Origin of the sequence: Actinomycetospora sp. NBRC 106378 (assembly GCF_030269685.1) — a bacterium.
GTDB lineage: Bacteria > Actinomycetota > Actinomycetes > Mycobacteriales > Pseudonocardiaceae > Actinomycetospora.
The window spans coordinates 43,253-67,686 of sequence record NZ_BSTT01000013.1; the positions used below are offsets into that span (position 1 = coordinate 43,253).

23 protein-coding genes are annotated in these 24,434 nt (G+C 74.0%); 13 read left to right on the forward strand and 10 right to left on the reverse strand.

Annotated features, from left to right (window positions below):
- Genes QSK00_RS23545 through QSK00_RS23555 form a run of 3 tightly spaced genes read left to right on the forward strand, consistent with a single transcriptional unit; the run spans position 1 to position 2,710 of the window.
- The gene (locus tag QSK00_RS23545) at positions 1-1,503 is read left to right on the forward strand and encodes a MadS family sensor histidine kinase (protein WP_285594701.1); all 1,503 of its coding nucleotides are present in this window, start codon (positions 1-3) and stop codon (positions 1,501-1,503) included.
- Complete coding sequence (locus tag QSK00_RS23550; RefSeq protein WP_285594703.1) at positions 1,500-2,177, forward strand: MadR family response regulator transcription factor; 678 nt, start codon at positions 1,500-1,502, stop codon at positions 2,175-2,177. Before QSK00_RS23545 ends, QSK00_RS23550 begins: the two co-directional genes overlap by 4 nt.
- Before the next feature lie 5 nt (positions 2,178-2,182).
- A complete protein-coding gene (locus tag QSK00_RS23555) occupies positions 2,183-2,710 on the forward strand; it encodes a hypothetical protein (RefSeq protein ID WP_285594705.1) in 528 nt (175 codons plus the stop codon).
- On the opposite strand, the gene QSK00_RS23560 is transcribed toward QSK00_RS23555, so the two are convergent.
- Positions 2,703-3,593 carry a sigma-70 family RNA polymerase sigma factor gene (locus QSK00_RS23560; RefSeq protein WP_285594707.1) on the reverse strand — a complete coding sequence of 297 codons (891 nt, stop codon included), beginning with the start codon at positions 3,591-3,593 and terminating at the stop codon, positions 2,703-2,705. The genes QSK00_RS23555 and QSK00_RS23560 overlap by 8 nt on opposite strands.
- 93 nt (positions 3,594-3,686) lie before the next feature.
- Between QSK00_RS23560 and QSK00_RS23565 the strand changes: the two genes are divergently transcribed.
- Complete coding sequence (locus QSK00_RS23565; protein ID WP_285594709.1) at positions 3,687-4,157, forward strand: carboxymuconolactone decarboxylase family protein; 471 nt, start codon at positions 3,687-3,689, stop codon at positions 4,155-4,157.
- 19 nt (positions 4,158-4,176) lie between these two features.
- Here the strand turns inward: QSK00_RS23565 and QSK00_RS23570 are convergent, their stop codons facing one another.
- Positions 4,177-4,674: a winged helix-turn-helix transcriptional regulator gene (locus QSK00_RS23570; protein ID WP_285594711.1), complete on the reverse strand. Its 498-nt coding sequence runs from the start codon at positions 4,672-4,674 to the stop codon at positions 4,177-4,179.
- Positions 4,675-4,724: 50 nt separating this feature from the next.
- On the opposite strand from QSK00_RS23570, the gene QSK00_RS23575 reads away from it, so the two are divergent.
- On the forward strand, positions 4,725-6,155 hold the full coding sequence (locus QSK00_RS23575; RefSeq protein ID WP_285594713.1) for an MFS transporter: 1,431 nt from the start codon (positions 4,725-4,727) through the stop codon (positions 6,153-6,155).
- A complete protein-coding gene (locus QSK00_RS23580) occupies positions 6,100-6,624 on the forward strand; it encodes an OsmC family protein (RefSeq protein WP_285594715.1) in 525 nt (174 codons plus the stop codon). The genes QSK00_RS23575 and QSK00_RS23580 overlap by 56 nt, the downstream gene beginning before the upstream one ends.
- A gap of 83 nt (positions 6,625-6,707) precedes the next feature.
- Here the strand turns inward: QSK00_RS23580 and QSK00_RS30450 are convergent, their stop codons facing one another.
- Positions 6,708-8,528: an FAD-binding oxidoreductase gene (locus tag QSK00_RS30450; RefSeq protein ID WP_352231169.1), complete on the reverse strand. Its 1,821-nt coding sequence runs from the start codon at positions 8,526-8,528 to the stop codon at positions 6,708-6,710.
- A gap of 240 nt (positions 8,529-8,768) precedes the next feature.
- Positions 8,769-9,443, reverse strand: coding sequence for a hypothetical protein (locus tag QSK00_RS23590; RefSeq protein WP_285594717.1), 675 nt, complete (start codon positions 9,441-9,443; stop codon positions 8,769-8,771).
- Positions 9,444-10,376: 933 nt separating this feature from the next.
- Between QSK00_RS23590 and QSK00_RS23595 the strand changes: the two genes are divergently transcribed.
- Positions 10,377-11,537, forward strand: a complete 1,161-nt coding sequence (locus QSK00_RS23595; RefSeq protein WP_285594929.1) for a nitric oxide synthase oxygenase — start codon at positions 10,377-10,379, stop codon at positions 11,535-11,537.
- Between the two features lie 122 nt (positions 11,538-11,659).
- Here QSK00_RS23595 and mftM read toward each other — a convergent pair whose 3' ends face one another.
- The 4 genes from mftM to mdo all read right to left on the reverse strand — a co-directional run bounded on the left by mftM (position 11,660) and on the right by mdo (position 16,975).
- Entirely contained in the window at positions 11,660-12,607 is a 948-nt protein-coding gene (gene mftM, locus QSK00_RS23600) for a mycofactocin oligosaccharide methyltransferase MftM (protein ID WP_285594719.1), read from the reverse strand.
- A gap of 34 nt (positions 12,608-12,641) precedes the next feature.
- Positions 12,642-14,186, reverse strand: coding sequence for a VWA domain-containing protein (locus QSK00_RS23605; protein ID WP_285594721.1), 1,545 nt, complete (start codon positions 14,184-14,186; stop codon positions 12,642-12,644).
- Positions 14,187-14,272: 86 nt separating this feature from the next.
- Positions 14,273-15,553 carry an AAA family ATPase gene (locus QSK00_RS23610; RefSeq protein ID WP_285594723.1) on the reverse strand — a complete coding sequence of 427 codons (1,281 nt, stop codon included), beginning with the start codon at positions 15,551-15,553 and terminating at the stop codon, positions 14,273-14,275.
- A gap of 129 nt (positions 15,554-15,682) precedes the next feature.
- Positions 15,683-16,975, reverse strand: a complete 1,293-nt coding sequence (mdo, locus tag QSK00_RS23615; RefSeq protein WP_285594725.1) for an NDMA-dependent methanol dehydrogenase — start codon at positions 16,973-16,975, stop codon at positions 15,683-15,685.
- Between the two features lie 254 nt (positions 16,976-17,229).
- On the opposite strand from mdo, the gene QSK00_RS23620 reads away from it, so the two are divergent.
- Positions 17,230-17,919, forward strand: coding sequence for an SDR family NAD(P)-dependent oxidoreductase (locus QSK00_RS23620; protein WP_285594728.1), 690 nt, complete (start codon positions 17,230-17,232; stop codon positions 17,917-17,919).
- Between the two features lie 37 nt (positions 17,920-17,956).
- On the opposite strand, the gene QSK00_RS23625 is transcribed toward QSK00_RS23620, so the two are convergent.
- Both QSK00_RS23625 and QSK00_RS23630 read right to left on the reverse strand, forming a co-directional pair.
- On the reverse strand, positions 17,957-18,325 hold the full coding sequence (locus QSK00_RS23625; RefSeq protein ID WP_285594730.1) for a GntR family transcriptional regulator: 369 nt from the start codon (positions 18,323-18,325) through the stop codon (positions 17,957-17,959).
- A complete protein-coding gene (locus QSK00_RS23630) occupies positions 18,322-18,891 on the reverse strand; it encodes an acyl-CoA-like ligand-binding transcription factor (RefSeq protein WP_285594732.1) in 570 nt (189 codons plus the stop codon). Before QSK00_RS23630 ends, QSK00_RS23625 begins: the two co-directional genes overlap by 4 nt.
- Before the next feature lie 173 nt (positions 18,892-19,064).
- Between QSK00_RS23630 and mftA the strand changes: the two genes are divergently transcribed.
- Genes mftA through QSK00_RS23655 form a run of 5 tightly spaced genes read left to right on the forward strand, consistent with a single transcriptional unit; the run spans position 19,065 to position 24,424 of the window.
- The gene (gene mftA, locus QSK00_RS23635; protein WP_018332344.1) at positions 19,065-19,154 is read left to right on the forward strand and encodes a mycofactocin precursor MftA; all 90 of its coding nucleotides are present in this window, start codon (positions 19,065-19,067) and stop codon (positions 19,152-19,154) included.
- A complete protein-coding gene (gene mftB, locus QSK00_RS23640) occupies positions 19,154-19,468 on the forward strand; it encodes a mycofactocin biosynthesis chaperone MftB (RefSeq protein WP_285594738.1) in 315 nt (104 codons plus the stop codon). Before mftA ends, mftB begins: the two co-directional genes overlap by 1 nt.
- Positions 19,465-20,685, forward strand: coding sequence for a mycofactocin radical SAM maturase (gene mftC / locus QSK00_RS23645; protein ID WP_285594740.1), 1,221 nt, complete (start codon positions 19,465-19,467; stop codon positions 20,683-20,685). Before mftB ends, mftC begins: the two co-directional genes overlap by 4 nt.
- Positions 20,686-20,736: 51 nt before the next feature.
- Entirely contained in the window at positions 20,737-22,548 is a 1,812-nt protein-coding gene (locus QSK00_RS23650; RefSeq protein WP_285594741.1) for an oxidoreductase, read from the forward strand.
- Positions 22,538-24,424, forward strand: a complete 1,887-nt coding sequence (locus QSK00_RS23655) for an FAD-dependent oxidoreductase (protein ID WP_285594742.1) — start codon at positions 22,538-22,540, stop codon at positions 24,422-24,424. Before QSK00_RS23650 ends, QSK00_RS23655 begins: the two co-directional genes overlap by 11 nt.
- Positions 24,425-24,434 lie beyond the last annotated feature (10 nt).

Here is a 24,434-nt window from a genome sequence, read left to right on the forward strand (position 1 = left end):
GTGACCGAGCACCGCATCTCCGACGGTCCGGACCTGGACCTGCTCACCGGCATCCGGTCGGGCAAGCCGTCCTTCTACGTCGAGTACCTCGCCTCGGCCGAGCGGCTGCGCCGGGTGATCCACGCGCTGGACCGCATCAGCCGGGCCCTGGTCCGCACCACCGAGGGGCCGGGCACGCTCGTGCGCTCGGTGGCCGAGGCGGCCTCGGAGCACCTCACGGCGCACTGGGTCGTGTTCGCCCTCGCCGACGGCGCGCTCCCGGAGGCGTCCCCCCGTCACCTGGTGCTCGGGCCCGACCTGGCCGAGGTGCCGCTGGACGGGGACGGGGCGCAGCGGAGCTCGTCCGGTCCGGATGGTCCCGAGGAGCTGCCGCCGTTCGTCCTGCGGCACCTGCACGCGGTCCGCCGCGGCGACCACGACGAGTCCGACCTCGACGTCGGGTCGGGGGACGGTGCGCCCAGCGACCCCCACCCCCACGACCCGCACCACCTGCACGTCCCGGTGCGTCTGGACGGCACCGTGGTCGGGGAGATCGTCGCCTGGACCGGCGTCGAGCGACGGATCGACGCGACCGACGCGTCCGTGCTGCGCGTCCTCGCGAGCCAGACCGCGGCCGCCCTGCAGAACTCGGCGCTGCACCAGCGGACGCTGCGGCTCTATGACGAGGCGAGCCGGCACGCCGAGGACCTCGCCGCCCGCAACGAGCAGCTGCAGCGCACCCGCGACGCGCTGACCGTCGCCCGGCAGCGCGAGGTGCTCGACTCCGAGCGGCACCGGATCGCCCGGGAGCTGCACGACTCGGTGACCCAGTACGCGCTCTCGGCCGGCATGCAGATCGAGGTCGTGCGCTCCGAGATCCGGGACGAGGGCCAGCGCGAGCGGCTGGAGACGGCGAAGCAGCTCACCCGCCGCGCCGTCGAGCAGCTCCGGTCGGCGATCTACGCCCTCAACCACTCCGGGGAGCACGGCCACCGCAGCCTGCCCGCGATGCTCGAGGAGCTCTCCACCGTCCACATGCCCTCCGACCTGCGGGTCGAGGTCCGGATCGAGGGCCGGCCGGTCGTGCTGCCCTCGGCGGCGGAGCGCTCCCTGTTCCGCGTCGCGGGCGAGGCGCTGTTCAACGCGGCCGTGCACGCGGAGGCGACCGTCGCCGTCGTCCGGCTGTCGTTCCGCAAGGACCGCCTCGTGCTCTCCGTCGCCGACGACGGGACGGGGGACCCGGAGCGGGTCCGTCGTTCCCTGCGCGTCGCCGCGGCCAACGACATCGACGGCTCGCACCGCGGACTCGCGAACATGGCCGAACGGGCCCGCGAGTTCGGCGGGCTGCTGCAGGTGCAACGCGCCCGCCAGGGCGGGATCCGCGTCCAGGTGAGCGTCCCGCTCCCCATCCGAGCCCGCCCGAACCCGCCCGAACCCGCAGAACCGTCAGGAACGACGGGGACGGCGGGGACGGCGACGGGTGAGGATGGGGGCAGTCCGAACGACGCTGGGAGCACGACATGACCGACATCCGCATCCCCGCCCGCGCGGCGGTCCGTCGGGGCGAGGTCCGCATCGTGCTGGTCGACGACCACGCGATCGTCCGGCAGGGCCTGCGCTCGGTGCTGGAGCGCGAGCCGCAGCTCGCCATCGTCGGCGAGGCGTCGTCGGCGGCCGAGGCGCTCGCGGTGGTCGCCCACGAGCGGCCGTCCATCGTGCTGCTCGACCTCAAGCTCTCCACCAGCTCCGACTCCGAGGGCCTGCAGCTGTGCCGCCAGCTCACGCAGGCCCACCCCGGCGTCGGGGTGCTGGTGCTGACGACGTTCCTCGACGACCGGCTCGTGGTCGAGGCCGTACACGCCGGCGCCCGCGGCTACGTGGTCAAGGACGTCGACACCACCGAGCTGATCGCCGCCATCCGCGCCGTGTCGCGGGGCGAGTCCGCGTTCGACTCGCGCTCCGCGGCCGCCGTCGTGCGGTCGCTCAACGGGCAGCAGTCGCACGGCGAGACGCTCACCGGCCGCGAGCTCGACGTGCTGCGTCTGCTCGCCCGCGGGATGAGCAACCGGACGATCGGCCGGGAGCTGTTCATCTCCGAGACGACGGTGAAGTTCCACGTCGGGAACCTCATGCGCAAGCTCGACGTCTCGCGCCGCGCCGAAGCCGTGTACGCCGCGTCGAAGATGGGCCTGATCTGACGGTCGTGGCCCGCCCCGACGAGGCGGCGGCGGCGCTCCCGGGCGACGGCATCGTGCCGGACGCGCAGGTCACGATGGACCGGGCGTTCGACCTCGCGGCGGAGCCGGGCGCCGTCTGGCCCTGGTTCGCCCAGCTCGGCAAGGACCGCGCCGGGTGGTACCTCCCGGCGTGGGTCGAGCGGGTGGTCCCGGCCCGCCGTCGCGGACTGCGCCGGGTCGAGCCCTCGCTCCAGCACCTCGCGGTCGGGGACGTCATCCCCGACTGGGGCGGGCGCGACGCGACGTTCGAGATCGTCGAGCACACCCCACCGACGACGCTCGTCCACCGCTCCGAGCGAGGGAACCTGCGCATCAGCTGGGCGATCGTGCTGCGCCCCGCACCCGGCGGCACCCGGGTCCACCTCCGCTTCCGCATCGCCGGGGTCCGCCGGGTGTGGCTCGTGCGCACCGGCGGGGAGCTGATGGACCTCCTGACGGTGGCCGGGCTCGCCGCCGGTCTGCGCGAGCGGGTCGGTGTTCGCGCGCTCAGGTGAACTCCACCTCGGTCGCCCGGATCACCTCCTGGTCGGCGACGACCTCGACGGCGGTGACCCGTCCGTCGACGACGGTGAAGCGGAACATCGACACGACGCGCTTCGCGGTGGCGTAGACCAGCCCGGGGACGCCGTCGATCAGGACCGGCACCGCGGCGTGCGCCCGGCCCGCGAACACCCGCGCCACGGCGTCGGCCCCGGGGACCTCCGGCGCGAGCTGCGGGGCGCCCCGGCCCGCGTTGATCGTCGCCATCCGCACCGCGACGGGGTCCGCGCGCAGCACGACCTCGGGGTCGAGCAACTGGAGCAGGGCCCCGAAGTCGCCGTCGCGAGCCGCGCTCAGGAAGGCCGAGACGACCTCCGCGGAGGCGCGGGAGGCCTCCCTGTCGGCGTGCTCGATGGTCGCGTCGGGAGCCAGGCCCCGAACCCGACGACGGCCGCGGCTCGCGAGTTGTCGCGTCGCGGCGACGGTGCGGTCGACGATCGGGGCGATCTCCTCGAACGGCAGCCCGAAGACGTCGTGCAGCACGAACGCGAGCCGCTCGGCCGGGGAGAGGCGGTCGAGGACGAGGGTGAGGGCCGGGCCGACCGTGTCCGCGGAGACGGCGAGCGACTCGGCGTCGACGGCGTCGTCAGGGAGGTCCTCCGGCGTGTCGTCGGTCGGCCGCCGGGCGCGGAGCTGGTTCAGCGCGATCCGCGCGACGACGGTCGTCAGCCAGCCGGCGAGGTTGTCGATCGCGTCGGGGTCGTCCTGGCGGGCCAGCCGCAGCCAGGTCTCCTGGACGGCGTCCTCGGCGGCGTCGGGGCCGACGAGGCGGCCCGCGACCGCGAGCAGGTGCGGTCGGTGGGCGGCGAAGCGCTCGGCCAGCTCGGTGGGCTCCATCGCTGTCACATCCTTCCGGTGGCGGGTGTCGTGTCCATGACCGACCGGCGCGCCCGGATGTGACCGGCGGTCCGACACGCAGGGAGCCCCCCCATGACCACCAGCACGCTCGAGGCCCGCATGCCGAACCCGGCCGCCCTGCTGCCCGGCGTCGGCGAGGCGATCGGCGGCCTCATCGCGGCCACCCGCTCCGGCGGCCTGCCCGAGCCCCTGCTCGCGCTCGTGCACCTGCGCGTCAGCCTGATCAACGGGTGCGCCTCGTGCGTGCACGGGGGCACGGTCGAGGCGCGGGCGCACGGCGAGACCGAGGAGCGGCTCGCGACCGTCGGGGTCTGGCGCGAGGCGCCGTGGTTCACCGACGCCGAGCGGGTGGCGCTCGAGCTCGCCGAGCACGTCACGCGGCTGGCCGACACGGCCGACGCGGTCCCGGACGAGCTCTGGGCCGAGGTGACCCGGGTGTTCGACGAACCGGCGCGGGCGGCCCTGCTGCTGTGGATCGGCGTCGTGAACCTGTTCAACCGGTGCAACGCGCCGATCCGACACGTGGCGGGGACGGGGTGGTGAGCGCCACGAGGGGTAGGGGTCAGGGCAGCGGCGTCAGCATCCGGTGCGGGGAGCGCAGGGCCACACTGACCGGGTCCTCGCGGCGCCCCGGCCCGCCGACGGCCCGCACCTCGAGGTCGGGGGGCGGGGGCACGGTGCCGCACGTGGGGCAGTGGCCGTCGGCGGTGGTGTCGGTGCCGCACGTGACGTGGGCGAAGCGCCGCACCGGTCCGCCCGCCGCGGTCTGGGCCGACTCGCCGAACGCCGCGAGCGAGCGCAGCGCCGGCCACAACGGCCAGGCGGCCTCGGAGACGCGGTAGGACCTGCCGTCGGGAACGAGGAGGCCGGCGGCGACGAGCCGGTCGAGGCGGTCCGACAGCACGGCGCGCGGGACGTCGAGGCGGGCGACGAGGTCGGCGAAGCGGTGGACGCCGAAGAAGCAGTCGCGCAGGACGAGCAGGGTCCAGCGGTCGCCGACGACCTCGAGGGCCCGTGCGATCGCGCAGTCCTGCGCGGGATATCCCTGGCCGAGCGGCATGTCCACGAGGATAGTTCAATGACCGAACTTCCGTGCTAGCGTCCCGGACCGTGCGGTCCCGGATCACGCTCGCCGTCGCCTCCGTCGCGACGTTCCTCGCGCTCGTCGTCTTCACCTCGACGCTGGCGACGATGCCGGCGACGGCCGCCGCACTCGGCGCGGGGCCGGAGGGCCAGGCCTGGATCCTCAGCTCGATGAGCATCGGGCTCGGGGTGGCGCTGCTGCCGGCGGGGGCGATCGCCGACGACCTCGGGCGGCGCCGCGCGCTGGTCCTCGGCTCGCTGGTGCTCGTGGTCGGCTCGGTGCTGTGCGCGGTCGCCCCGACCACGGCGGTGCTGGTCGCGGGCCGGATCGTCGCCGGGATCGGCGCTGCGGCGCTCGTCGCCGCGAGCCTGGGCCTGATCGGCCACGCCTATCCCGCCGGGACGCCCGACGCACCCCGCGCCAGCGGTATCTGGGGCGCCTCCCTGGGTGGCGGCATCGCGGTCGGACCGCTGCTCGCCACGGGCAGCGAGCGCCTCGCCGGGTGGACGGCGGAGTACTGGATCGAGGCGGTGCTGGCCGTCGGCCTCGCGGTGTGGGCACGGCTGGCGGTCGAGGAGTCGCGCGCCGACCGACCGCGTCCGGTCGACCTGCCCGGCGTGGCCCTGCTTGCGGTCGGGATCGCGCTGCTGCTGACCGGCCTGGTGGAGGCCCGGACCGGCGCGTTCCGGCCGGCGCCGGTCTCGCTGGTGGTCGGGGGTCTGCTCGTCCTCGTCGTGTGGCTGCTGGTCGAACGCCGCCGCGAGGCACCGATGATCGACCCGACGCTGTTCCGGTCCCCGCGCTTCCTCGCCATGATGCTGGCCGCGCTCGCCACCGGGATGGGCATCATCGCGACGACGTCGGTGCTGCTCTCCGTCGCCGAGCGCGGCCTGCGGGCCTCGGCCCTGGCCGCCGCCGCGGTGCTGCTCGCGTGGTCGGTCACGAGTGTGGTCACCTCGCTGCTCGCCCGGCGCCTCCCGGCCTCCGTGAGCGGGCGCCTGCAGATGGCGGTGGCGCTCGTGGTGGTGGCGGTCGGCCAGGCGCTGCTGCTCGGGGCGACCCCCGACTCGTCGGTGTGGCGGTTCGTGCCCGGGCTGTTCGTGGCCGGCATCGCGAGCGGGGTGCTCAACGCCGCGTTCGGACGGGAGGCCGTGGCCAGCGTCCCGCCGGGACGGGCGGCGATGGGCAGCGGCGCGAACAACACGGCGCGCTACGTCGGGTCGGCGATCGGGACGACGGTGGTCGCCGTCATCGCCACCCGCCCCGGCCTGCCGGCGGGACCGGTCGGCCTGCTCGGCGGCTTCGACGACGCCGTGGTGGTCGCCGGGATCTTTTCGCTGCTCGGCGCGATCGCGGTGTTCGCCTGTCGCGGTCGGCGCGCCGAACAGGCATCCTTGAAGGATGGACAAGGCAGCGCTCGCCGAGACCCAGGGCCCCCTCAAGCAGCAGTACCGTGACGACCCGGAGTCGGCCACCGTCGTCCTCAAGGCCGACGGAGACCTCGACGGCTCCGGCATCGCGTGTCGCGTGCAGACCGCCCAGGCCATGGTCGAGGCCGGACTGCACCCCGCCACCGGCGGGACCGGAGAGCTCCTCTGCTCCGGCGACATGCTCCTCGAGGCCCTCGTCGCCTGCTCCGGGGTGACGCTCCGCGCGGTCGCCACCTCGATGGGCGTCGACGTCCGCGGCGGGACGATCCACGCCGAGGGCGACCTCGACTTCCGCGGCACGCTCGGCGTGTCGAAGGAGGCCCCGGTGGGCTTCAAGGACATCCGGCTCTCGTTCGACCTGGACACCGACGCCGACGACGACACCCTCGCCACGCTGCACAAGCTGACCGAGCGGTACTGCGTCGTCTACCAGACCCTCGTGCGCTCGCCCGAGGTGTCGCTGACCCTCGACAAGCGCGCCGCCGCGCAGGCCTGACCACCACTCCCGCGAACGACGAACGGGCCGTTCATCACGATCTTCCGTGATGAACGGCCCGTTCGTCCGTCGGTCGGGACCCGCTAGTCCGTGTGGTACGGGTCGTAGTGGATCTGCATGAACGGCGTCCCGGCGTCGAGCATCGCGGACACCGTCGAACGGACCATGGGCGGTGAGCCCGCCACCACGACCTGCCGGTCGGCCCACGCGCCATACCGGGCGACGACCTCGCCGAGGGTGCCGGTCTCCGCGCCGTAGCGCCGGCCGTCCTCCTCGACGACGGGGACGACGGTGAGCCACGGGTTGTCCTGGGCCATGCGGCGCAGGGTGTCGATGTCGTAGAGCGAGCTCCACGTGCGGCCGCCGACGAACAGCGCGACCTTGCGGTCGGAGCCGTCGATCATCAGCTGCTCGATCAGCGCGCGGGCCGGGGCCAGGCCGGTGCCACCCGCGACCATGAGGAGGTCGGCGCGCGAGCGGGGGTCGAGCGTCATCTGGCCCATGGGCGGGCCGATGCGCCACACGTCGCCGACCCGGGCGTGCGACACGATCGCCCGGCTCACCCAGCCGCCCGGGACCGTGTGGACGTGGAACTCCATCACGCAGTCGGCGCCCGGGGCGTTGGCCGGCGTCAGCGAGCGCCACATCCGCGGGCGCTGCGGCGTCTCCACGGTGACGTACTGGCCGGCCTGGTAGGGCACCGGCTGGCTGGTCTGCACCCGCACGATCGCGAGGTCGGGCGCCACCCGGCGGTGCTCCATGACCCGGGCCATCCAGACGGCGGGTCCGCGCTCGGCGTCCGCGGCGTCGCGCATCGCCTGCGAGACGACGCCGTACGCGCCGATCCACGCGTTCTTGACCTCGGCCGTCCACAGCGGACCCGCGATCTCACCGAGGGCGCCGAGGAGGGCCTCGCCGACCCGGTCGTAGTGCTCGCCGATGACGCCGAACTTGCGGTGGTCGCGACCGAGCTGGCGCAGGAAGATGCTGAGCTCGTCGGGTCGGTCGACCATCTGCACGACGTGGATGAGCGCGCGCAGCAGGCGGGTGCGCTGCAGCTCCATCGTGACCGGGAAGAGCTCGCGGGTCTCCGGGGCGATCCGGAAGAGCCAGCCGTAGAACAGCTGCGTCAGCTCGTCGGCGCGCGGGGCGACCGCCTCGAAGCTGGAGCGGATGATCGCCACCATGTCCGCGGCGTCGTTCGACGGCGCGGCGGCCTCCCGGGGCTGGGGCAGGCCGACGCCCTCGGGCACCACGTGGTTGGGGCCGGGGGCGGAGAGCGCCGTGGTGCGCGGCGGCTCGTCGTGGCGCGGCGCGGCCCAGGCGTCGGAGGAGTAGCCCGGGTCGGAGCCGTAGCCGCCGTACCCGCCGGTCTCGTAGCCGCCGGTCTCGTACCCGCCGGGTGCGTAGCCCCCGGCGGACGGACCGCCGGCGGAGTGGCCACCCGAGGACCAGGGGTCCGCGCCGTGCGACCCGGTCGCGTACCCGCCGGTCTCGTAGCCGCCGGTCTCGTACCCGCCGGAGTAGGGGCCCGGCTCCGGTCGCGCCGAGGGCAGCGAGGCGGGCGGGAAGGCGGTGCTGCGGGGCGGAGGCGGGGGAACGGCCCCGCGACCCTGGGGGTGGCTCATCGTCGTCCCGTCGTCGCGCCGGTCGTCGGCGATGTCGAACACGGCATCGTCGGGGTCGTAGGCCCCGCCGCTGTACGGGGTGCGGCCCGACCCCGGCGTGCTGTCGAACGGTCCGGCGCCGAACGAATCCCGGCCGGGGACCGCGGACCGGTCGAGCGCCGCAGCGCCCCAGTTCCCGGGCTGGTCCCCGGGCACCCGGCCCTCGCGGGGAGGTCCCGCGGGTCCGACGGGGCCGTGACGGCCCGCGTCCGGACCGTTGTTCCTCGCTGCGGTCACGTCCGGTCGACTCCTCATCTCACGATGACTCGCTCGCCCCCCGCCCGGGCCACCCTGGCGGTGGGCACTGTGGCGCGACGCTACTCCGCGTCCCGCCACGATCGAGCAGGGTGGCACACGGTGCGGCCAGCGTACGGCCACGACCGGTGAACGGCGATGCACGGACCGCCGTCGTGGGACCCCGGACGATCGATCGTCACTGGTCGTGGCGGGTCGACCGTTCTTCCGGTGACGTGATCGTCACTCGTCCGGGGAGAGGGTGTCCCGGTCGTCGGGGTCGAGGTCGGGGCGCGTCGACGCGGCGGGGGCGGTGTCCGGGGCGTCGGTCCCGGCGCTCCGGGTCGGCAGCGCGGACCGCTCGGCGACGGGGCGCGGTGCCGCCGACGAGGACGCGGCGGTCGTCGTGGACCGCGGCGTGGCCGAGCGGGTGACGGTGGGGCGCGGCGGCCGGGTGGGCCGCGGGGTCGAGCTCCGCGTGGGGCGCGGCGGTCGCGTCGTCGTGGTCGTCGGCGCCGGCGGGGTGGAGGTGGAGCGCGACGTTCCCGACGACGGGGCGGGTCGGCCGGGCGCGTCGTCCTCGTCGGCCGCGCGCTCCTCCGGCCGGATGAGGTCGGCGCCCGCGACGGCGGGGTCGAGATCGGCCGTCCGCGGCGTGTCGCCGGACGTCGCGGTCGGCAGTTCGGTCCCCGGGTCGGCGATGACCGGGGAGGGGGCGGCGGGCAGCTGGCCCTCCGCACCGGTCGGCGTGAGCCCGAGGGCGAGGCCGACCCCGCCGACGCTGAGGGCGCCGAACGCGGCCACGGCCGCCGGGAGGGCCGTCGACCGGCGGCGCCGCCGCCGGCGCGCCCGTGGCGCGGCCTCGTCGAGGAGAGCGGCCATCTCGTCGGCCTGGGCGCGCAGGTCGCCCGCGCGCACGCGTCCGCGCGTGCCGCCCCAGGAGCCCGCACCGTGCGTGCGACTCCGTCCGGTTCGGCTCACCCGTGGCCTCCCACCGTCGGTCTCGTCACGCTGGGTTCTCGTGACGACTACTGCCGGTCGCTGATGAGGGTGCCAGAGGTCCGGGGTCCCCGTCGCGCCCACCCGACACGGAGAGCACCAACGGGTGACGCAGGGTGAGAAGGTCCCGCCCTCCCGGGCGCATCGGGCGACCCCCTACAGTGGGCCGGTGTGACAGGTCACGAACGGGTTTCGGCTGCGCTGCCCGAGTGGCCGATCGGCCGAAAGGTCGATCGTCAGGGCCCGGATCGCGCATGACGTGAGTCCGAACGGCGAGATCCGCTGTAGGGGCGAGTCGGTGAGGATGGAGTCGGGCGCGCGGGGGTCCGGCTCGGACGTCGTCACCGACGACGTGCACGACTCAGATGTCGACGACGTCGCTGCAGAACTCGGCGACGGAGGCAGGACCTCGGAGCACACGGAGGTGGCATGGCGCGCGGGATGGCCACGATGGCCGTCGTCGGGACCTCGGCGGACGCCGACCCGGTGGACGCCGCGACCACGGCGGTGGCGCCCGACCCCGCCGGGGCTGCGGTGGACGCGACGGGTGACCCCGATCCGGTGAGCGTGACGGGCACGTCCGTCCGGCCCGTCCCGGCTTCCCGGGCCGCCGACCCCGGGGTCGCCACGGCCCCGCTGATCGCCGCCGCGGTCCCCGTGTCGCCCACGCCCGCCACCCCGGCTCCCCAGCCGGCTCCCTCGGTCCAGCCGGCCACCCCGGCCCAGCCGGCCGCCCCGGCCCCGGCCGCCGTCGTGACCGAGCGCCCGCGCCCGCGGCCCCGACCGACGACGCCGGCCCCCGCGGAGGCCGCCGGTCCGTGGGGCGCTCCGGCGGCCGACCGGGCCACCACGGTGCCCCCCGTCGACCCGGCCGAGGCCGAGGAGTTCCTCCGCCAGTTCTTCGCGGAGGCCGAGGAGCCCGGCGCGACGACGGTCAAGGGCGCGGCCGCCGCGCCGGTGACCCTCGACGAGCGGATCGCCGCCGTCCGCGAGGAGATCGCCCGCACCGGCACCTACGTGCACACCGCCGCCGAACTGACCTTCGGCGCCCGCGTCGCGTGGCGGAACTCGGCCCGCTGCATCGGGCGGCTCTACTGGCGCAGCCTGCACCTGCGCGACCGGCGCCACGTCACCGCGCCCGAGGAGGTCGCCGCCGAGTGCGTCGGTCACCTCGACGAGGCGACGCGGCGCGGCCGCATCCGCTCCACGATCACGATCTTCGCGCCCGACACCCCGACCGCCCCGGGGCCGCGCATCTGGAACGAGCAGCTCGTCCGGTACGCCGGCTACCGCACCGGGGGCCGGGTGCTCGGCGATCCCCGCCACGTCGGGTTCACCGACCACGCACGCTCCCTCGGCTGGGTGCCGCCGTCGCCGATGGGGCGCTTCGACGTGCTGCCGCTGGTCGTCTCCGGGGGCGGGGAGTGGGCCGAGAAGGGCCCGCAGTTCCACGAGGTGCCGGCCGCGTCCGTGCTCGAGGTGGACCTGCACCACCCCGACCACACCTGGTTCGCCGACCTCGGCCTGCGCTGGCACGCCCTGCCGGTCATCAGCAACATGCGCCTCGACATCGGGGGCGTCTCCTACCCGGCCGCGCCCTTCAACGGCTGGTACATGGCGACCGAGATCGGCGCGCGCAACCTCGCCGACGCCGACCGGTACGACATGCTCCGCGAGGTCGCCGAGAAGATGGGCCTCGACACCTCCAGCGACCGCACCATGTGGCGCGACCGTGCCGCGGTGGAGCTCACCCTCGCCGTGCAGCACTCCTTCGACGTCGCCGGCGTGTCCATGGCCGACCACCACGGCGAGTCGGAGCGCTTCCTGCGCCACCTCGAGCGCGAGGAGCAGGCCGGCCGGTCGTGCCCCGTGGACTGGAGCTGGATCGTCCCGCCCATCTCCGGCGGGCTCACGCCGGTGTTCCACCGGTACTACGACGAGCCGACCGACACCGGCCCGATGTTCCGCGTCGACCCGCAGGCGGCCGCGCGGGGTCAGGGCTGCCCGATCTGAGTGCCCCTCCCGCGTGGCAGGAAAGCGTCGTTGCTGTCGTCCCGTGACAGCAACGACGCTTTCCTGCCACCGGGGTTGGGTCACCGGGGTTGGGTCACCGGGGTCGGGTCACCGGGGGTGGCTCACCCGACGTCGGCCACCAGCCAGCCGCCGTGGTGCTCGTCCACCCGGTAGGGCAGGCCGGTGCGCTCGCCCAGCGCCACGAGGTCGTCGGGCGTGAAGCGACGCAGGTGCCCGAACACGGGGTCGGGCGTCTCCTCGTACGGCACCGCGACGACCAGCCGGCGACGGGCCACGCGCACCATCTCGTCCACGATCGCCGCCGACTCGCTCGCGGGTAGGTGCTCGAGCAGGTGGATCGCGGTCACGGTGTCCACGGAGGCGTCGGCCAGCGGGACGGCGCGCGCGTCGCAGGCGAGGGTGTGGAGCCGGTCGGCGGCGGCCGGGACGACGCCCGCACGCGCGACGGCGGCGAGCAACGTCATCGTGCCGGGCGTGTGGTCGGTGGCGACGACGTCGAGGCCCCGCTCGGCCATGAGCAGCGGCAGGAACCCGAAGCACGCGCCGAGGTCGGCCACCGTACTGCCGCGCACCTCGTCGAGGGCCCGTGCGTGGACCGGGGCGAACCCCGCCAGCGAGGACTCCGGGGGCAGGCCGACGGTCGGCGCGGTGCGCGGGTGGCGCAGGACGGCGAGCGAGTTGGCGTAGAACGTCGCCCAGGCCGTGAGCGGGTCGAGGACGGTCGAACGGACGATGCCGGTCACCACCCGCTCGAACAGCGGCGCGGAGTCGACGACGGCACCGAGCTCGTCGGCGACGAAGGTGGACACGTCGTCGTCGAGCTCGTCGGGCCGGAAGCGGTGCAGCACCAGCAGGCGGTCGCCGAGCCGGTGGACCTCGAAGCGCTCCGTGACGAGGTCCGGTGTGCGGCCCTCGGCGAGCCGCACCGGGACCGCGGCCCGGTCGAGATGACAGACGACCACGGGGCCGTTCTCCCACCGCCCGGGATGACCCGGGGCGAGCGGGTCGATCCGCAGCGAGCCCGCCGCGGGCGTCAGGGTCCCGCCCACGTCGGTCGAGCTCCGCTGCGCTGCGTCTCCCACGTCACCGGCCGATCATCTCGGACACCATGTCGTGGCTGACCTCGGAGAGCCCGGTGAGGTCGCGGACCACCCGGATGCGGTCGCAGAACTCGGCGTACTGCGGGAGGTCGCAGGCACCGAGACCCCAGGAGTAGCGCGGCTCGGGCGTCAGCCAGATCGTCTCCCGCGCCCGGCGGGAGATCTCGGCGAACGCCTCGATGTTCGGGTCGTTCCCGTTGCCCCGGCCGTCGCCGAGCACGATGACCGTGGAGCGGCGGTTGACGGCCGAGGCGTGGTCCTCGAGGAACGTCCCGAAGGCCTCGCCGTAGTTCGAGTTGGCGTCCACGTCGATCATGTCGCCCCCGAAGATGAGCCCGAGGGCGTCCTCGACGGTGTGGTCGCTGAACAGGTCGGTGACCTCGATCAGCTCGGAGACGAACGCGAACGACCGGACCTGCCCGAACATGTCCTGCAGCCCGTGCACCAGGTGCAGCGTGAAGCGCGCGGTCGCCCGCACCGACAGCGAGACGTCGGCGAGGATGACCAACCGCGGCTTGTCCTCGGTGCGGCTCACCGTGACCGGGGTGAACGGGATGCCGTCGAAGCGCATGTTGCGGCGCATCGTCCGACCGGCGTCGATGCGCCCGCGCGGGGACTGGCGGCGCCGGTGGGTCAGCGCCCCGTGCAGGGTCTTGGCGAGTCGGCGCAGCGAGTCCTCGAGCTGCTGGCGCTCGTGCTCCTCGGCCCGGTCGACCTCGGCCCTGTGGGCCTCCTCGTCGGCGTGCCCGCCGTCGACCACCCGCTGCTCGATCTCCATGAGCCGCTCGAGGTGCCGCTTGATCGCCTCGGGGAGGTTCTCGAGCATCCCGGCCAGACGACGGCGCAGGGCCATCGCGTCGGACTCGTCCCCCTCGTCGGCGATCCCGTCCTCGACGCCCTGCAGCCAGCCGAGGAGGGCCTCCTGCTGGGCGACGTTGAGGTCGGCGTCGACCTTGGTGCCCGACGCGGTGGCGATGTCGCCGGGCAGCCCGCCTCCGTGCAGGTGGTCGGTCTCGATCTGGACCTTCTCGCCGGTGTTGGTCTGGTCGGTGGCGCCGTCCTTGGAGAAGACGATCTCGTCGGTCATCGCCGCGAGGTCGATCTTGTTGGCCTCCTGGTGCAGGTTGTACTGCTGCGCCATGTCCTCCGGGTCGAAGAACTGTTTGATGTCGACCGGCTTGCCGTGCTCGTGGCCCTGCTCCGGGGTCTCCGAGGGCTCGTCGGAGAGCGTGAAGTCGTTCAGCGTGCCGTCGTCGGAGAGGTCCTCGTGGCCGTGCCCGTGGCCGTGCCCGGTGTCGGTCTCCCCGATCTTCACGAGGGCGAAGAAGGCGTCGAAGATCTCGTCGAAGGTGGCCTCGTCGCGGATGTCCTTCACCAGCGAGACCTGCAGCGCGGCCTTGAGTGTCGCGCGGTCGGCGAGCACGCCGGGCTCGCGGGCGCACCGCATGGCGTCGAGGACCTCCGAGGTGGAGATCCGGACCTGACGGATGCGCAGGAGCCGCACGAAGCGGTGGATCGTGGCCTCCATCGCGAGGCCTCCTCTCGGTCGAACCGCACGGACGGGGCGGACCGGCACCGGCCCGACGTCGGGACGGGGCCGGTCCTTCACGCGCGCTACAGCGCGCGCTTGCGACCCAGCCCGAACGAGCGGTCGCCCTGCGAGGAGCTGACCTTGCGCGGGTTCGTCGGGTTCTTGTCCGACCCGGTGCGCGCGGCCTCCTGGTTGTCCCGGCCGGGTGCCCCGTAGACGCCCGCGTGCCGGCCCGGCTCGTCCTTCGCGGCGCGCACCGCGCGGCCGTCGGGGCCGTCCTCGTCGTCCTGGGCGGGAGCGGGCCCGCGGGAGCGGCCGTTGGTGGGGGCGTCGTGTGAGTGGTCCCCGTCGTGCCCGTGTCCGTGGCCGTGCCCGTGTCCGTGGCCGTGGGCCTCCTCGATGGTGGCGTTGGGGTCGACGAGATTCGGGAGCGCCTGCAGCGCTTTCTGCACGTCCTTGTCGTACTTCACGACGACGCTGACGGTGTCGGCGAGGATCTGGGAGTTGAGGTCGTCGATGCCGAGCACCGCGAGCGTCCGGGCCCAGTCGATGGTCTCCGAGATCGACGGCGCCTTGCGGAGCTCGAGCTCGCGCAGGCCGCGCACCACCTCCACGAGCTCGCGGGCGGCGGCCTCGGGCAGCCCCGTGTCCTTGGAGCGCACGATGTCGAGTTCGCGCTCCGCCGTCGGGTAGTCGAGGAACAGGTGCAGACAGCGGCGCTTGAGGGCAGCGGCGAGGTCGCGGGTGTTGTTGCTGGTGAGGATCACGTACGGCGCGTTCTTCGCGACGAACGTGCCGACCTCGGGCACCGAGATCTGGAACTCGCCCAGGGTCTCGAGCAGCACGGCCTCGAGGGCCTCGTCGGCGCGGTCGACCTCGTCGATCAGCAGCACGACGGGCTCGTCGGAGCGGATCGCCTCGAGCAGCGGGCGCGGGGCGAGGAAGCGTTCGGAGAAGAAGACGGAGTCCTGCGCGCCGATGCGGTCGACGGCGGTGGGGATGTCGGGGGCGTCCTCGACGACCTGCCCGATCTTCTCCCGCAGGATCTGGGTGTAGAGCAGCTGCTTGCCGTAGTCCCACTCGTAGAGGGCCTTGGTCTCGTCCTGGCCCTCGTAGCACTGCAGCCGCAGGAACTTCCGGCCCGTCGCGACGGCGAGCATCTTCGCCAGCTCGGTCTTCCCGACGCCGGCCGGACCCTCCAGCAGCAGCGGCTTCTCGAGGCGGGTGAGGAGGAAGACGGTCGTGGCCAGCCGCCGGTCGGCGATGTAGCCCTGGGCCGCCAGCGCCTCGACGACGTCGTCGACGGACTCGAAGGTGCTCGTGGTCGTCGGAGCCGCTGCGGGCTGCTCGGACGTGCTGGTCACGCGGGGGTCCTCTCCTGCGGGTTCGATCCGGGGGAACGCGGGGGAGACGCAGCGCAGCGGAGCTCGACCCGACGTGCCGGTGCCCGGCGGGCCGAGAGTCGGACCGCCGGGCACCGGGAACTGGGTCGCTCAGCTGAGCAGGTCGTCCAGGTCGCCGTTGAGGCAGTGGTCGACCACGGGGCGCACCGTGGTGAAGGTGCACTCCTTCGGGTTGCCCGGGGTGCAGGCGTCGCCGAGGACGTGGTTGGTGATGCGGTCCACGTCGGCGTCGTTGCCCGTGATGGTCTTCTCGTTCTCGTAGAACTTGGTCGGGCCCTGGCCCAGCCGGTTCTTCGAGTACGAGTCCTGGGTGACGTCGGTGAACTTCTCCGGGATGCCCACGTCGCGCAGCAGGCGGATGGAGGCGGCGAGCGCGGCCTCCGCGGCCTGCACGTCGGTCATGTGCGTGGTGTCCACGCCCATCGCCGTGGCGATCTTGGCGAAGCGCTTGTAGGCGACCGGCATGTTGAACGCCCACACGCGGGGGAGCGCGATGGCGTTGTTCAGGCCGTGGTGGGTGTCGTAGAAGGCCGACACCGCGTGCGAGATCGAGTGGATGATCCCGAGGCCACCGGAGTTGAACGCCTGGGCGGCGATGTACTGCGCGTACATCATGCCCTCGCGGCCGGGGAGGTCCTGGCCGTTCCACACCGCGGCGCGGAGGTTCTCCGCGGTCAGCTCGATGGCGCGCAGCGCGTTGCCGAGGCTCGGCTCGAAGTTCAGGCGCGAGACGTAGGGCTCGGAGGCGTGCGCGAGGACGTCGAAGCCGCACTGGGCGGTGAAGTCGATCGGGCAGTCGTAGTAGAGCACCGGGTCGTCGACGGCGAGAGAGGTCACCGAGTTGTCGTCGAACGCGACGTACTTGTGCGGGTTGTTCGGGTCCGTCGTCGTGTCGGTGATGACGTAGGCCCACGAGGTCTCGGAGCCGGTGCCGGCCGTCGTCGAGACCGCGATGTGCGGCGGGTTCTTGGGGTTCTCGGACTGGTTGAAGCCCTCGAACTCGTTGACGTTGCGGCCGTCGTGCGCGACCGAGATGCGGGCGCCCTTGCAGGCGTCGTGCGAGGAGCCGCCGCCGATCGAGACGAAGCTGTCACAGGAGTTCTCCTGGTACAGCTTCACCGCGTCCATGACGTTGTAGTCCTTGGGGTTCGACTCGACCTGGTCGTAGATGACCGTCTCGATGCCGTGCCACTTCATGGACTCGCTGATCTTGTGGACGATGTCGGTACCGCGGAGGCCCGACGTCATGATCAGCGTCTTCTTGAAGCCCATCTTGAGGGCCTCGGGGCCGATCAGCTCGTGCGAACCCGGCCCGAGGAGCGCCCGGGGGAACGGGTGGAACTCCTTGATGGGGAACGGCTTGAGCAGCTCGTCGACCTGCATCGCGATCCTCTCGTCGTCTCCGAAGACCCGCCTGGACCTCAAGCCGGTCTCTCGTCGGACCGGACGGTAGGCGTGCGCCAGGTCACTGGGGAGAGGCAAACGGTGATCCCGTTCACGGAGGCGGGAGATCACCTGAACCTTCGGAGGGTTTCCCGGGCTGCCCTTCGTACCGCGCTCGCTCGCCGCTGCAGTTGCCAGCAGTTTGCGACAGCCGAGCAGGGTTCGTCCAGTCCCCGGCGGGAACTCCCGGCCGCGTGGACCTCTCCGGCCGGACGGCGGTGGTGACCGGCGCGAGCCGCGGTCTGGGGCGGGCGATCGCCCTCGGTCTCGTGTGGGCCGGAGCCCGCGTGATCGGAGTCGCGCGCCCGGGCTCCCCCGTCCCCGACGAGGTGGAGGCGCTGCCGCTCGACCTGGCCGACGTGGACGCGATCGCCGACGCGGTCGCCGACGTCGGGGACGTGGACGTGCTGGTCAACGCGGCGGCCGTGATGAGCGCGCGGCGGTCGAAGACCCTGGAGATCTCGCTCGCCGACTGGCGGGCCGTCCGCGACGTCGACCTCGACGCCCCGTTCGCGCTGACCTCGGCGTTCGTGCCCGGGATGGCGGAGCGACGGTGGGGCCGCGTGGTCAACGTCAGTGCCTGTCTCGGGCGCATGAGCGGCCCCGGGACGGCGGGCGGGCTCGCGCCGTACCGCATCGCCAAGGCCGGCCTGAACGCCATGACCCGCAACCTCGCCCACGAGCTCGGCAACGGCCGCAAGGGCGTACTGATCGACGCGACGTGCCCCGGTCACTGCCGGACCGACATGGGCGGGCCCGACGCTCCCCGCTCGATCGAGGAGGGAGCCGACACCGCGATCTGGCTCGCCGGGCGCGAGGCGACCCTGTCCGACCCGCCCCCCACGGGGCGGCTGTGGGAGGACCGGGCCGAGGTGCCCTGGTAGGTCTCTTCCCGACGGCGGGTAAGGCCGGATGCCGTCGTCAGGCGGTGAGGGCGGCGCGGGCCAGGTCGAGGGCGCGTTCGGGCGTGACACCGAGCTCGCGCATGCGGCCGGCGAAGGCGCGGGCGGCCTCGCGGGCCTCGTCGGGACCGCCGGAGGACTCGACGACGAACGTGCCGAGCCGGCCGCGGGTCTCGACGACGCCGGCGGCCTCGAGCTCCCGATAGGCGCGCGCGACGGTGTTGGCGGCGAGGCCGAGGTCGACCGCGAGCCGGCGGACGGCGGGGAGACGGGTGTGCGCGGGGAGGGCCCCGGTGCGGACCAGCTCGGTCACCGAGGCGCGCACCTGCTCGTAGGGCGCGACGGGCGACGAGGGGTCGACGTCGATCAGCTCACTCGGATCCTTCACCCGAACCCCCGTCCCAGGTCGTCGAAGGCGGCCACGACGAGGGACCGTAGTTCGACCTCGGGGGCGGCGAGCCACACCGTGAACACCCCGCGCATCGCCGCCACCACGACGCGGGCGAAGACCTGCGGGCGGAGATCGGTGGGTGGGCACCCCCAGCGGCCCGCCGCGTCCAGCGCCACCGCGCGCTCCCACGCCTCGTAGCGGACGGCGGCCCGGGCGGCCACCTCCGGCACCGTCTCGATGAGCGCGAGGCGGCGTCGCAGCACCGGCTCGTCACCGGGGTCGTACGCGTTGACCTGCAGGAACGCCTGACGGGCGGCCGTGGTCGGGTCGGTCGTCGAGGGCACCGCGGCGAGGGCGTCGACGAGCGCGGCGAGGGCGTCGTCGAGCTGACCGAGGACGACGTCGAGCTTCGTCGGGAAGTACCGGAAGAACGTGCGGCGGCCCATGCCGCCCGCGGCGGCGAGGTCGTCCACGGTCACGGCGTCGAACCCCCGCACGGTGAACAGCTCCAGCGCGACCGCCTCGAGGCGGCGGGCGCGGAGCGTCCGAGTGGCAGAGGTCACCCGAGCAGTGTGCCCCGTCCGTGGCGACCGCCCCCTCGCGCGTAACAAACGAGACCGCGATCACGCCCCGCCCGATCGGTCGGGACCGGACCGTCCACGACGACCGTGTGAATGGCACCGGGTGCCAGTTAGCGTCCGACGCGTTCCGAGGTGGTCGAACGCAGGAGGTCGGTATGGCTGAGCCCACGCACGAGGAGACCCCGCTCGTCGAGGAGACCCTCGTCGAAGAGGTCTCGATCGACGGTATGTGCGGCGTCTACTGATGACCGCGGCTCCGGCGGAGGCCCAGACCTCCGCCGGCGCCTTCGACCCCGCGCTCCCGTACCGGCTCTCGTCGTCGGTCTCGGTGCGGCCGGAGTCGTTCGGCGCCCTCGTCTACGACTTCCACACGCGGCGACTCTCGTTCCTCAAGACCCGGGCGCTCGTCCGGGTCGTGGAGGCACTCGCCGAGCACCCCGACGTCCACGGTGCCCTCGGGGCCGCCGAGGTCCCGGCGGAGCAGTGGGAGCAGTACCTCAAGGCACTCGCCGGGCTCGCCAGGGCGGGCACGATCCAGCCGCGGGAGACCACCACATGAAGCTCGTCGACCACTTCGTCGAAGGCCTGACCTCCCCGATCTGCCTGACCTGGGAGCTCACCTACGCCTGCAACCTCTCCTGCGTGCACTGCCTCTCGTCGTCGGGTCGGCGCGACCCGAACGAGCTCTCCACCGAGGAGTGCAAGGCGGTCATCGACGAGCTGCAGCGGATGCAGGTCTTCTACGTCAACATCGGCGGCGGCGAGCCGACCGTGCGCAGCGACTTCTGGGAGCTGCTCGACTACGCGATCGCCCACGACGTCGGCGTCAAGTTCTCCACCAACGGCGTGAAGCTCGACCAGGAGCGCGCCGCGCAGCTGGCGAAGACCGACTACGTCGACGTCCAGATCTCGCTGGACGGAGCGACGGCGGAGGTCAACGACCACGTCCGCGGTCCCGGGTCCTACGACACCGCGATCCGCGCCATGGAGAACCTGTACGAGGCGGGCTTCGGCGAGTTCAAGATCTCGGTCGTCGTCACCCGGCAGAACGTCGACCAGCTCGACGACTTCAAGGCCATCGCCGACCGCTACGGCGCCCAGCTGCGCATCACCCGCTTCCGCCCCTCGGGCCGCGGCGCCGACTCGTGGGACGAGCTGCACCCGACCCGCGAGCAGCAGCGCCAGCTCTACGACTGGCTCGTCGCGAAGGGCGAGGACGTCCTGACGGGCGACTCGTTCTTCCACCTGTCGGCGTTCGGCCAGGAGCTGCCGGGGCTCAACCTGTGCGGCGCCGGTCGCGTGGTGTGCCTGATCGACCCGGTCGGCGACGTCTACGCCTGCCCGTTCGCGATCCACGACCAGTTCCTCGCCGGCAACGTCCGGTCCGAGGGCGGGTTCCAGGGCGTGTGGCAGGACAGCGAGCTGTTCGCCGAGCTGCGCGGCCCGCAGTCGGGTGGCGCGTGCACCAAGTGCTCGCACTACGACGCCTGCCAGGGCGGTTGCATGGCGGCCAAGTTCTTCACCGGGCTGCCGCTCGACGGGCCGGACCCCGAGTGCGTGCTCGGCAACGGCGAGGTCGCGCTGGCGAAGCTGGAGATGGACACCGTCATCCCCAAGCCCTCGCTGGACCACTCGCACCGCACCGAGCGCGGACCCCGTCGCGACGGCGGGCCGGTGCCGCTGACCCTGTCGGTGCGTCGGCCGGACAAGGCCTGCGACACCGACCCCCTCGCGGGTGAGGGTCGACGCCTGCCGGCGGGCATCCGCGCCCATTAGGACCTCCCCCGGCGCCGCGGACCCCTCGTCGTGGCGCCGGGGTGAGCTCGCATGTTGACCGACCCGGCCAGGTTCGGCGCGCGCACCGTCCCGTCGCGCGTGCTGTTCGGTCCGCACGCGACGAACACCTCGCCCGACCGGACCCTCGGCTCGGTCGAGCACTACCGCGCCCGGGCGGCGGGGGGCGCGGGGGTGATCGTCACCGAGGTCGCGTCGGTGACCGGGGACGACCGGCCCTACGAGTACGCGCCCCTGGCCTCCTCGTGCGTCGACGGGTGGGCGGAGGTCGCGGTCGCCTGTGCGCCGGCGCTGGTCCTCGCGGGGCTCGGGCACGCCGGGTCGCAGTCGTCGGCCCGCGGGCTGCTGCGGGCGCCGTCGTCGGTACCCGATCCGGCGACCCGGGCGGTGCCGCGTCCCCTGTCCGCCACCGAGATCGACGAGCTGGTCGGGGCCTTCACGACGGCGGGTCGCGCGGCCGTCGACGCCGGGTGCGCCGGCGTGGAGATCGCGGCCGGGCAGTACTCCCTGCTGCGGCAGTTCCGGTCGGGGCTCAGTACTCCGACACCGGACGACCGTGTGCTCGTGGCCGTGCTGGAGGCCGTCCGCGCGGAGCTCCCCGACGCGTGGGTGGGCCTGCGGCTCGGCGTCGACGAGCTGGCGCCGTGGGCCGGGATCACCCCGGACGCGGCGCTGGCGACGGTGGACCGCGTGGCCGGCCTGGTCGACCACGTCGTGCCGGTCCGGGGTTCCGCGATGTCGGTGCCGGCGACGCGTCCGGACGCGCACACGGCGCCCGGGTTCATGGCCGAGGCGTGCCGGGCGGTGCGCGCCGTGGTGGACGGCCGGTGCGCGGTGGTGCTGGCGGGCAGCGTCGTCGATCCCGCCGACGCGCGGGCGGCGCTGGACGACGGGGTGGCCGACCTCGTCGAGATGACCCGCGCGCTGCTCGCCGACCCGACCCTCGTCGCCACCGTGCGCGCCGGACGTGTCCCGCGGCCCTGCGTGCTGACCAACCAGCGGTGCCGGGTCCGGGACGTCCGGAACCCGAGGATCGGCTGCACGGTGGAGCCGTCGGTGGGTGAGCCCTTCCCCGGTGGCAGGAAAGCGTCGTTGCTGTCACGACGTGACAGCAACGACGCTTTCCTGCCACGAGGGGCCGAGGTGCTCGTCGCCGGGGCCGGGCCCGCCGGGATGGAGGCGGCGCGCACCCTGGCGCTGGCGGGACGGGCGGTGCGGATCGTGGAGCGGGACGACGAACCGGGCGGGCTGCTCCGGACGATCGCGGCCCTCCCCGGCCGGCACCGGTTCGGGCTGCTCGCCGACTGGTACGTCGACGAACTCGTCCGGCTCGGGGTGTCGATGCAGGTCGGAGCGCCTGCACCGCCCGGTGCGCACATCGTGGCGACCGGCGGGGACGACGTCGGGCTCACCCCGCTCGCCGTCCTGCGCGGCGCAGCGCTCGCCGGGCCCGTCGTCATCGACGACCCGCTCGGGGACGGATCGGCGGTCGCCCTCGCCGAGCACCTCGCGACCGGTCATGCGGTCACCCTCGTGACCGCCGACCAGATCGTCGGGAAACAGCTGCACGACGTCGTCGGCGCGGCCACGAGACTCGAGCGGGCGGGCGTCGACCGCGTCCTCGAGCACCGGGTCGTCGAGCGCCGGGCCGACCACGTCGTCGTCGCGGACGTCGTGACCGGCGCACGCCGCACGATCCCCGGCACCCTCGTCGACGCCGGGCCGCGGCAGCCGGGCGACCCGTCGTCGGGACACGGAATCGGCGACGCCCGAGCGCCGCGGACCGTCGCCGAGGCGATTCGCGAGGGGCGCCGGGCGGCCGAGGAGATCCTCCGTGCTGGGTGAGCCGATCCGGGTGGGCACGAGAACCGTCCGGAACCGGATCGTCTTCCCCGCCCACCTCACCAACGCCGCGGTGCAGAACCGACCGAGTGCCCAGCACGCGGCCTACTACGCGGCCCGTGCGGCCGGCGGCGTCGGCCTGATCATCGTCGAGGAACAGGCCCTCGACCGGCCGTACGAGAAGGCCGTCCTCGGCACCGACCCCGCCGTCGTGCCCGGCTACCGGGCGATCACCGACGCCGTGCACGCGCACGGAGCGGTGGTGCTGGCGCAGGTCGGGCACAACGGCGCCCAGTCGTCGTCGCTGTACTCCCGCGAGCCGGTCGAGGCGCCGAGCCCGGTCCCCGACCCGATGTTCCGCGAGGTCCCCGTCGCCCTCGACGCCGCCGGGATCGCGGAGGTCGTGCGCGGCTTCGCGACCGTCGCCCGCCACTGCGTCGCCGGCGGCTTCGACGGCGTGGAGATCCAGGGCTCGCAGGCGTCGCTCGTGCGCCAGTTCCTCTCGCCGCTGACCAACCACCGGACCGACCGCTACGCCGACGGCGTCGTGTTCCTGCGCGAGGTGCTCACGGCCGTGCGCGCCGAGCTCGGCGACCGCGTCCTCGGCGTCCGGTTGCAGGGCGACGAGGGTCTCGACGGCGGGCTCACCGCGGCCGACGCCGCGCGGGTGGCGGTGCGCATCGCGGACCTGGTCGACGTCGTGAACACCGCGGTCGGAGTGGCGACCGCCACGCTCCCGCTGATCGAACCGCCGATGGGCGTCCCGGCGGGCTACGCCGAGCCGGTGCCGGACGCCGTCCGCGCGGCGCTCGCGGGGACGGGCGTCCCGGTGATCGGTGTCGGCCGGTACACCACCTCCGAGCAGGCACGACGCGCACTCGAGACCGGTGCGTGCGACCTCGTCGGCGTCGTCCGCGGGCAGATCGCGGACCCGGCGTTCGCGGCGAAGGCGCTCGCCGGGGAACGGGTCCGCCGCTGCATCGGGTGCAACCAGGAGTGCATCGCGGCGGTCGGGCTGAACCGGTGGCTCGGGTGCTTGGTGAACCCCGACGCGGGGCGCGAGTCGGTCGCGGTGCCGGTGGCCCGTTCCCGACGACGGGTGCTGGTCGTCGGGGGTGGTCCGGCCGGTCTGGCGGCAGCCGCGGAAGCGGCGGAGCGGGGGCACGACGTGCACCTCGTCGAACGCTCGGACCGCCTCGGAGGGCAGTTGGCCCTCGCCGCGGCCGCCCCGGAGCGGCGGGAGCTGGCGCACGCGGTCGCCGACCTGGCGCACCGTTGTCGGGACGCCGGGGTGTGGATCTCGCTGCGGACCGAGGTCCGAGATGCACATCAGGCAGGTCCGGGCGGCTCGGAACCTGCCTGGCGTCACCCTCGCGGGGAGGGCCCGGACCACCCCGACGTCGTCATCGTCGCCACCGGCGCGCGGCCGGACCCGCCGTCGGGAACCATCGACGTGACCGACGTGCTCGCCGGCACCGCCTCGCCGTCGGGACGGGTGCTGGTCGTCGACGACCTCGGCGGCCCGGCCGCCCCGAGCGTCGCCGAGCTCCTCGCGCAGCGGGGGTCGCACGTGCGGCTGGTGACGAGCGGGATGGTCGCCGCCGAGGGGCTCGGCCCGGTGCTGGAGCGGGAGCGGTGGCGACGGCGGGTCGCGGCGCTCGGGGTGGAGCTGCTGACCGACCGGGTGCTGCTGGACGGTGCGCTCCTCCATCACCCCAGTGGTCGGTGGGAGCCCCTCGACGCGGACGCCGTCGTCCACGCCGGGCCCCGCATGCCGGCGGAGATCGACCTGGCGGGCACCCGGGTCGGCGACGTCCTCGCGCCGCGCGACGCCGCGGCCGCGATCCGGGAGGGCACCGACGCCGCGCGGGCCGTCTGACAGGCTCGGA

What these genes read in the sequence shown, in the direction of transcription:
- QSK00_RS23580 (WP_285594715.1), top strand. Translation starts at nt 6,100, where the DNA reads ATGGACAAGGCAGCGCTCGCCGAGACCCAGGGCCCCCTCAAGCAGCAG.
- QSK00_RS23650 (WP_285594741.1), top strand. Translation starts at nt 20,737, where the DNA reads ATGTTGACCGACCCGGCCAGGTTCGGCGCGCGCACCGTCCCGTCGCGC.
- QSK00_RS23605 (WP_285594721.1), bottom strand. Translation starts at nt 14,186, where the DNA reads ATGGAGGCCACGATCCACCGCTTCGTGCGGCTCCTGCGCATCCGTCAG.
- mftA (WP_018332344.1), top strand. Translation starts at nt 19,065, where the DNA reads ATGGCTGAGCCCACGCACGAGGAGACCCCGCTCGTCGAGGAGACCCTC.
- QSK00_RS23550 (WP_285594703.1), top strand. Translation starts at nt 1,500, where the DNA reads ATGACCGACATCCGCATCCCCGCCCGCGCGGCGGTCCGTCGGGGCGAG.
- QSK00_RS23560 (WP_285594707.1), bottom strand. Translation starts at nt 3,593, where the DNA reads ATGGAGCCCACCGAGCTGGCCGAGCGCTTCGCCGCCCACCGACCGCAC.
- mftB (WP_285594738.1), top strand. Translation starts at nt 19,154, where the DNA reads ATGACCGCGGCTCCGGCGGAGGCCCAGACCTCCGCCGGCGCCTTCGAC.
- mdo (WP_285594725.1), bottom strand. Translation starts at nt 16,975, where the DNA reads ATGCAGGTCGACGAGCTGCTCAAGCCGTTCCCCATCAAGGAGTTCCAC.
- mftC (WP_285594740.1), top strand. Translation starts at nt 19,465, where the DNA reads ATGAAGCTCGTCGACCACTTCGTCGAAGGCCTGACCTCCCCGATCTGC.
- QSK00_RS23565 (WP_285594709.1), top strand. Translation starts at nt 3,687, where the DNA reads ATGACCACCAGCACGCTCGAGGCCCGCATGCCGAACCCGGCCGCCCTG.
- QSK00_RS23570 (WP_285594711.1), bottom strand. Translation starts at nt 4,674, where the DNA reads ATGCCGCTCGGCCAGGGATATCCCGCGCAGGACTGCGCGATCGCACGG.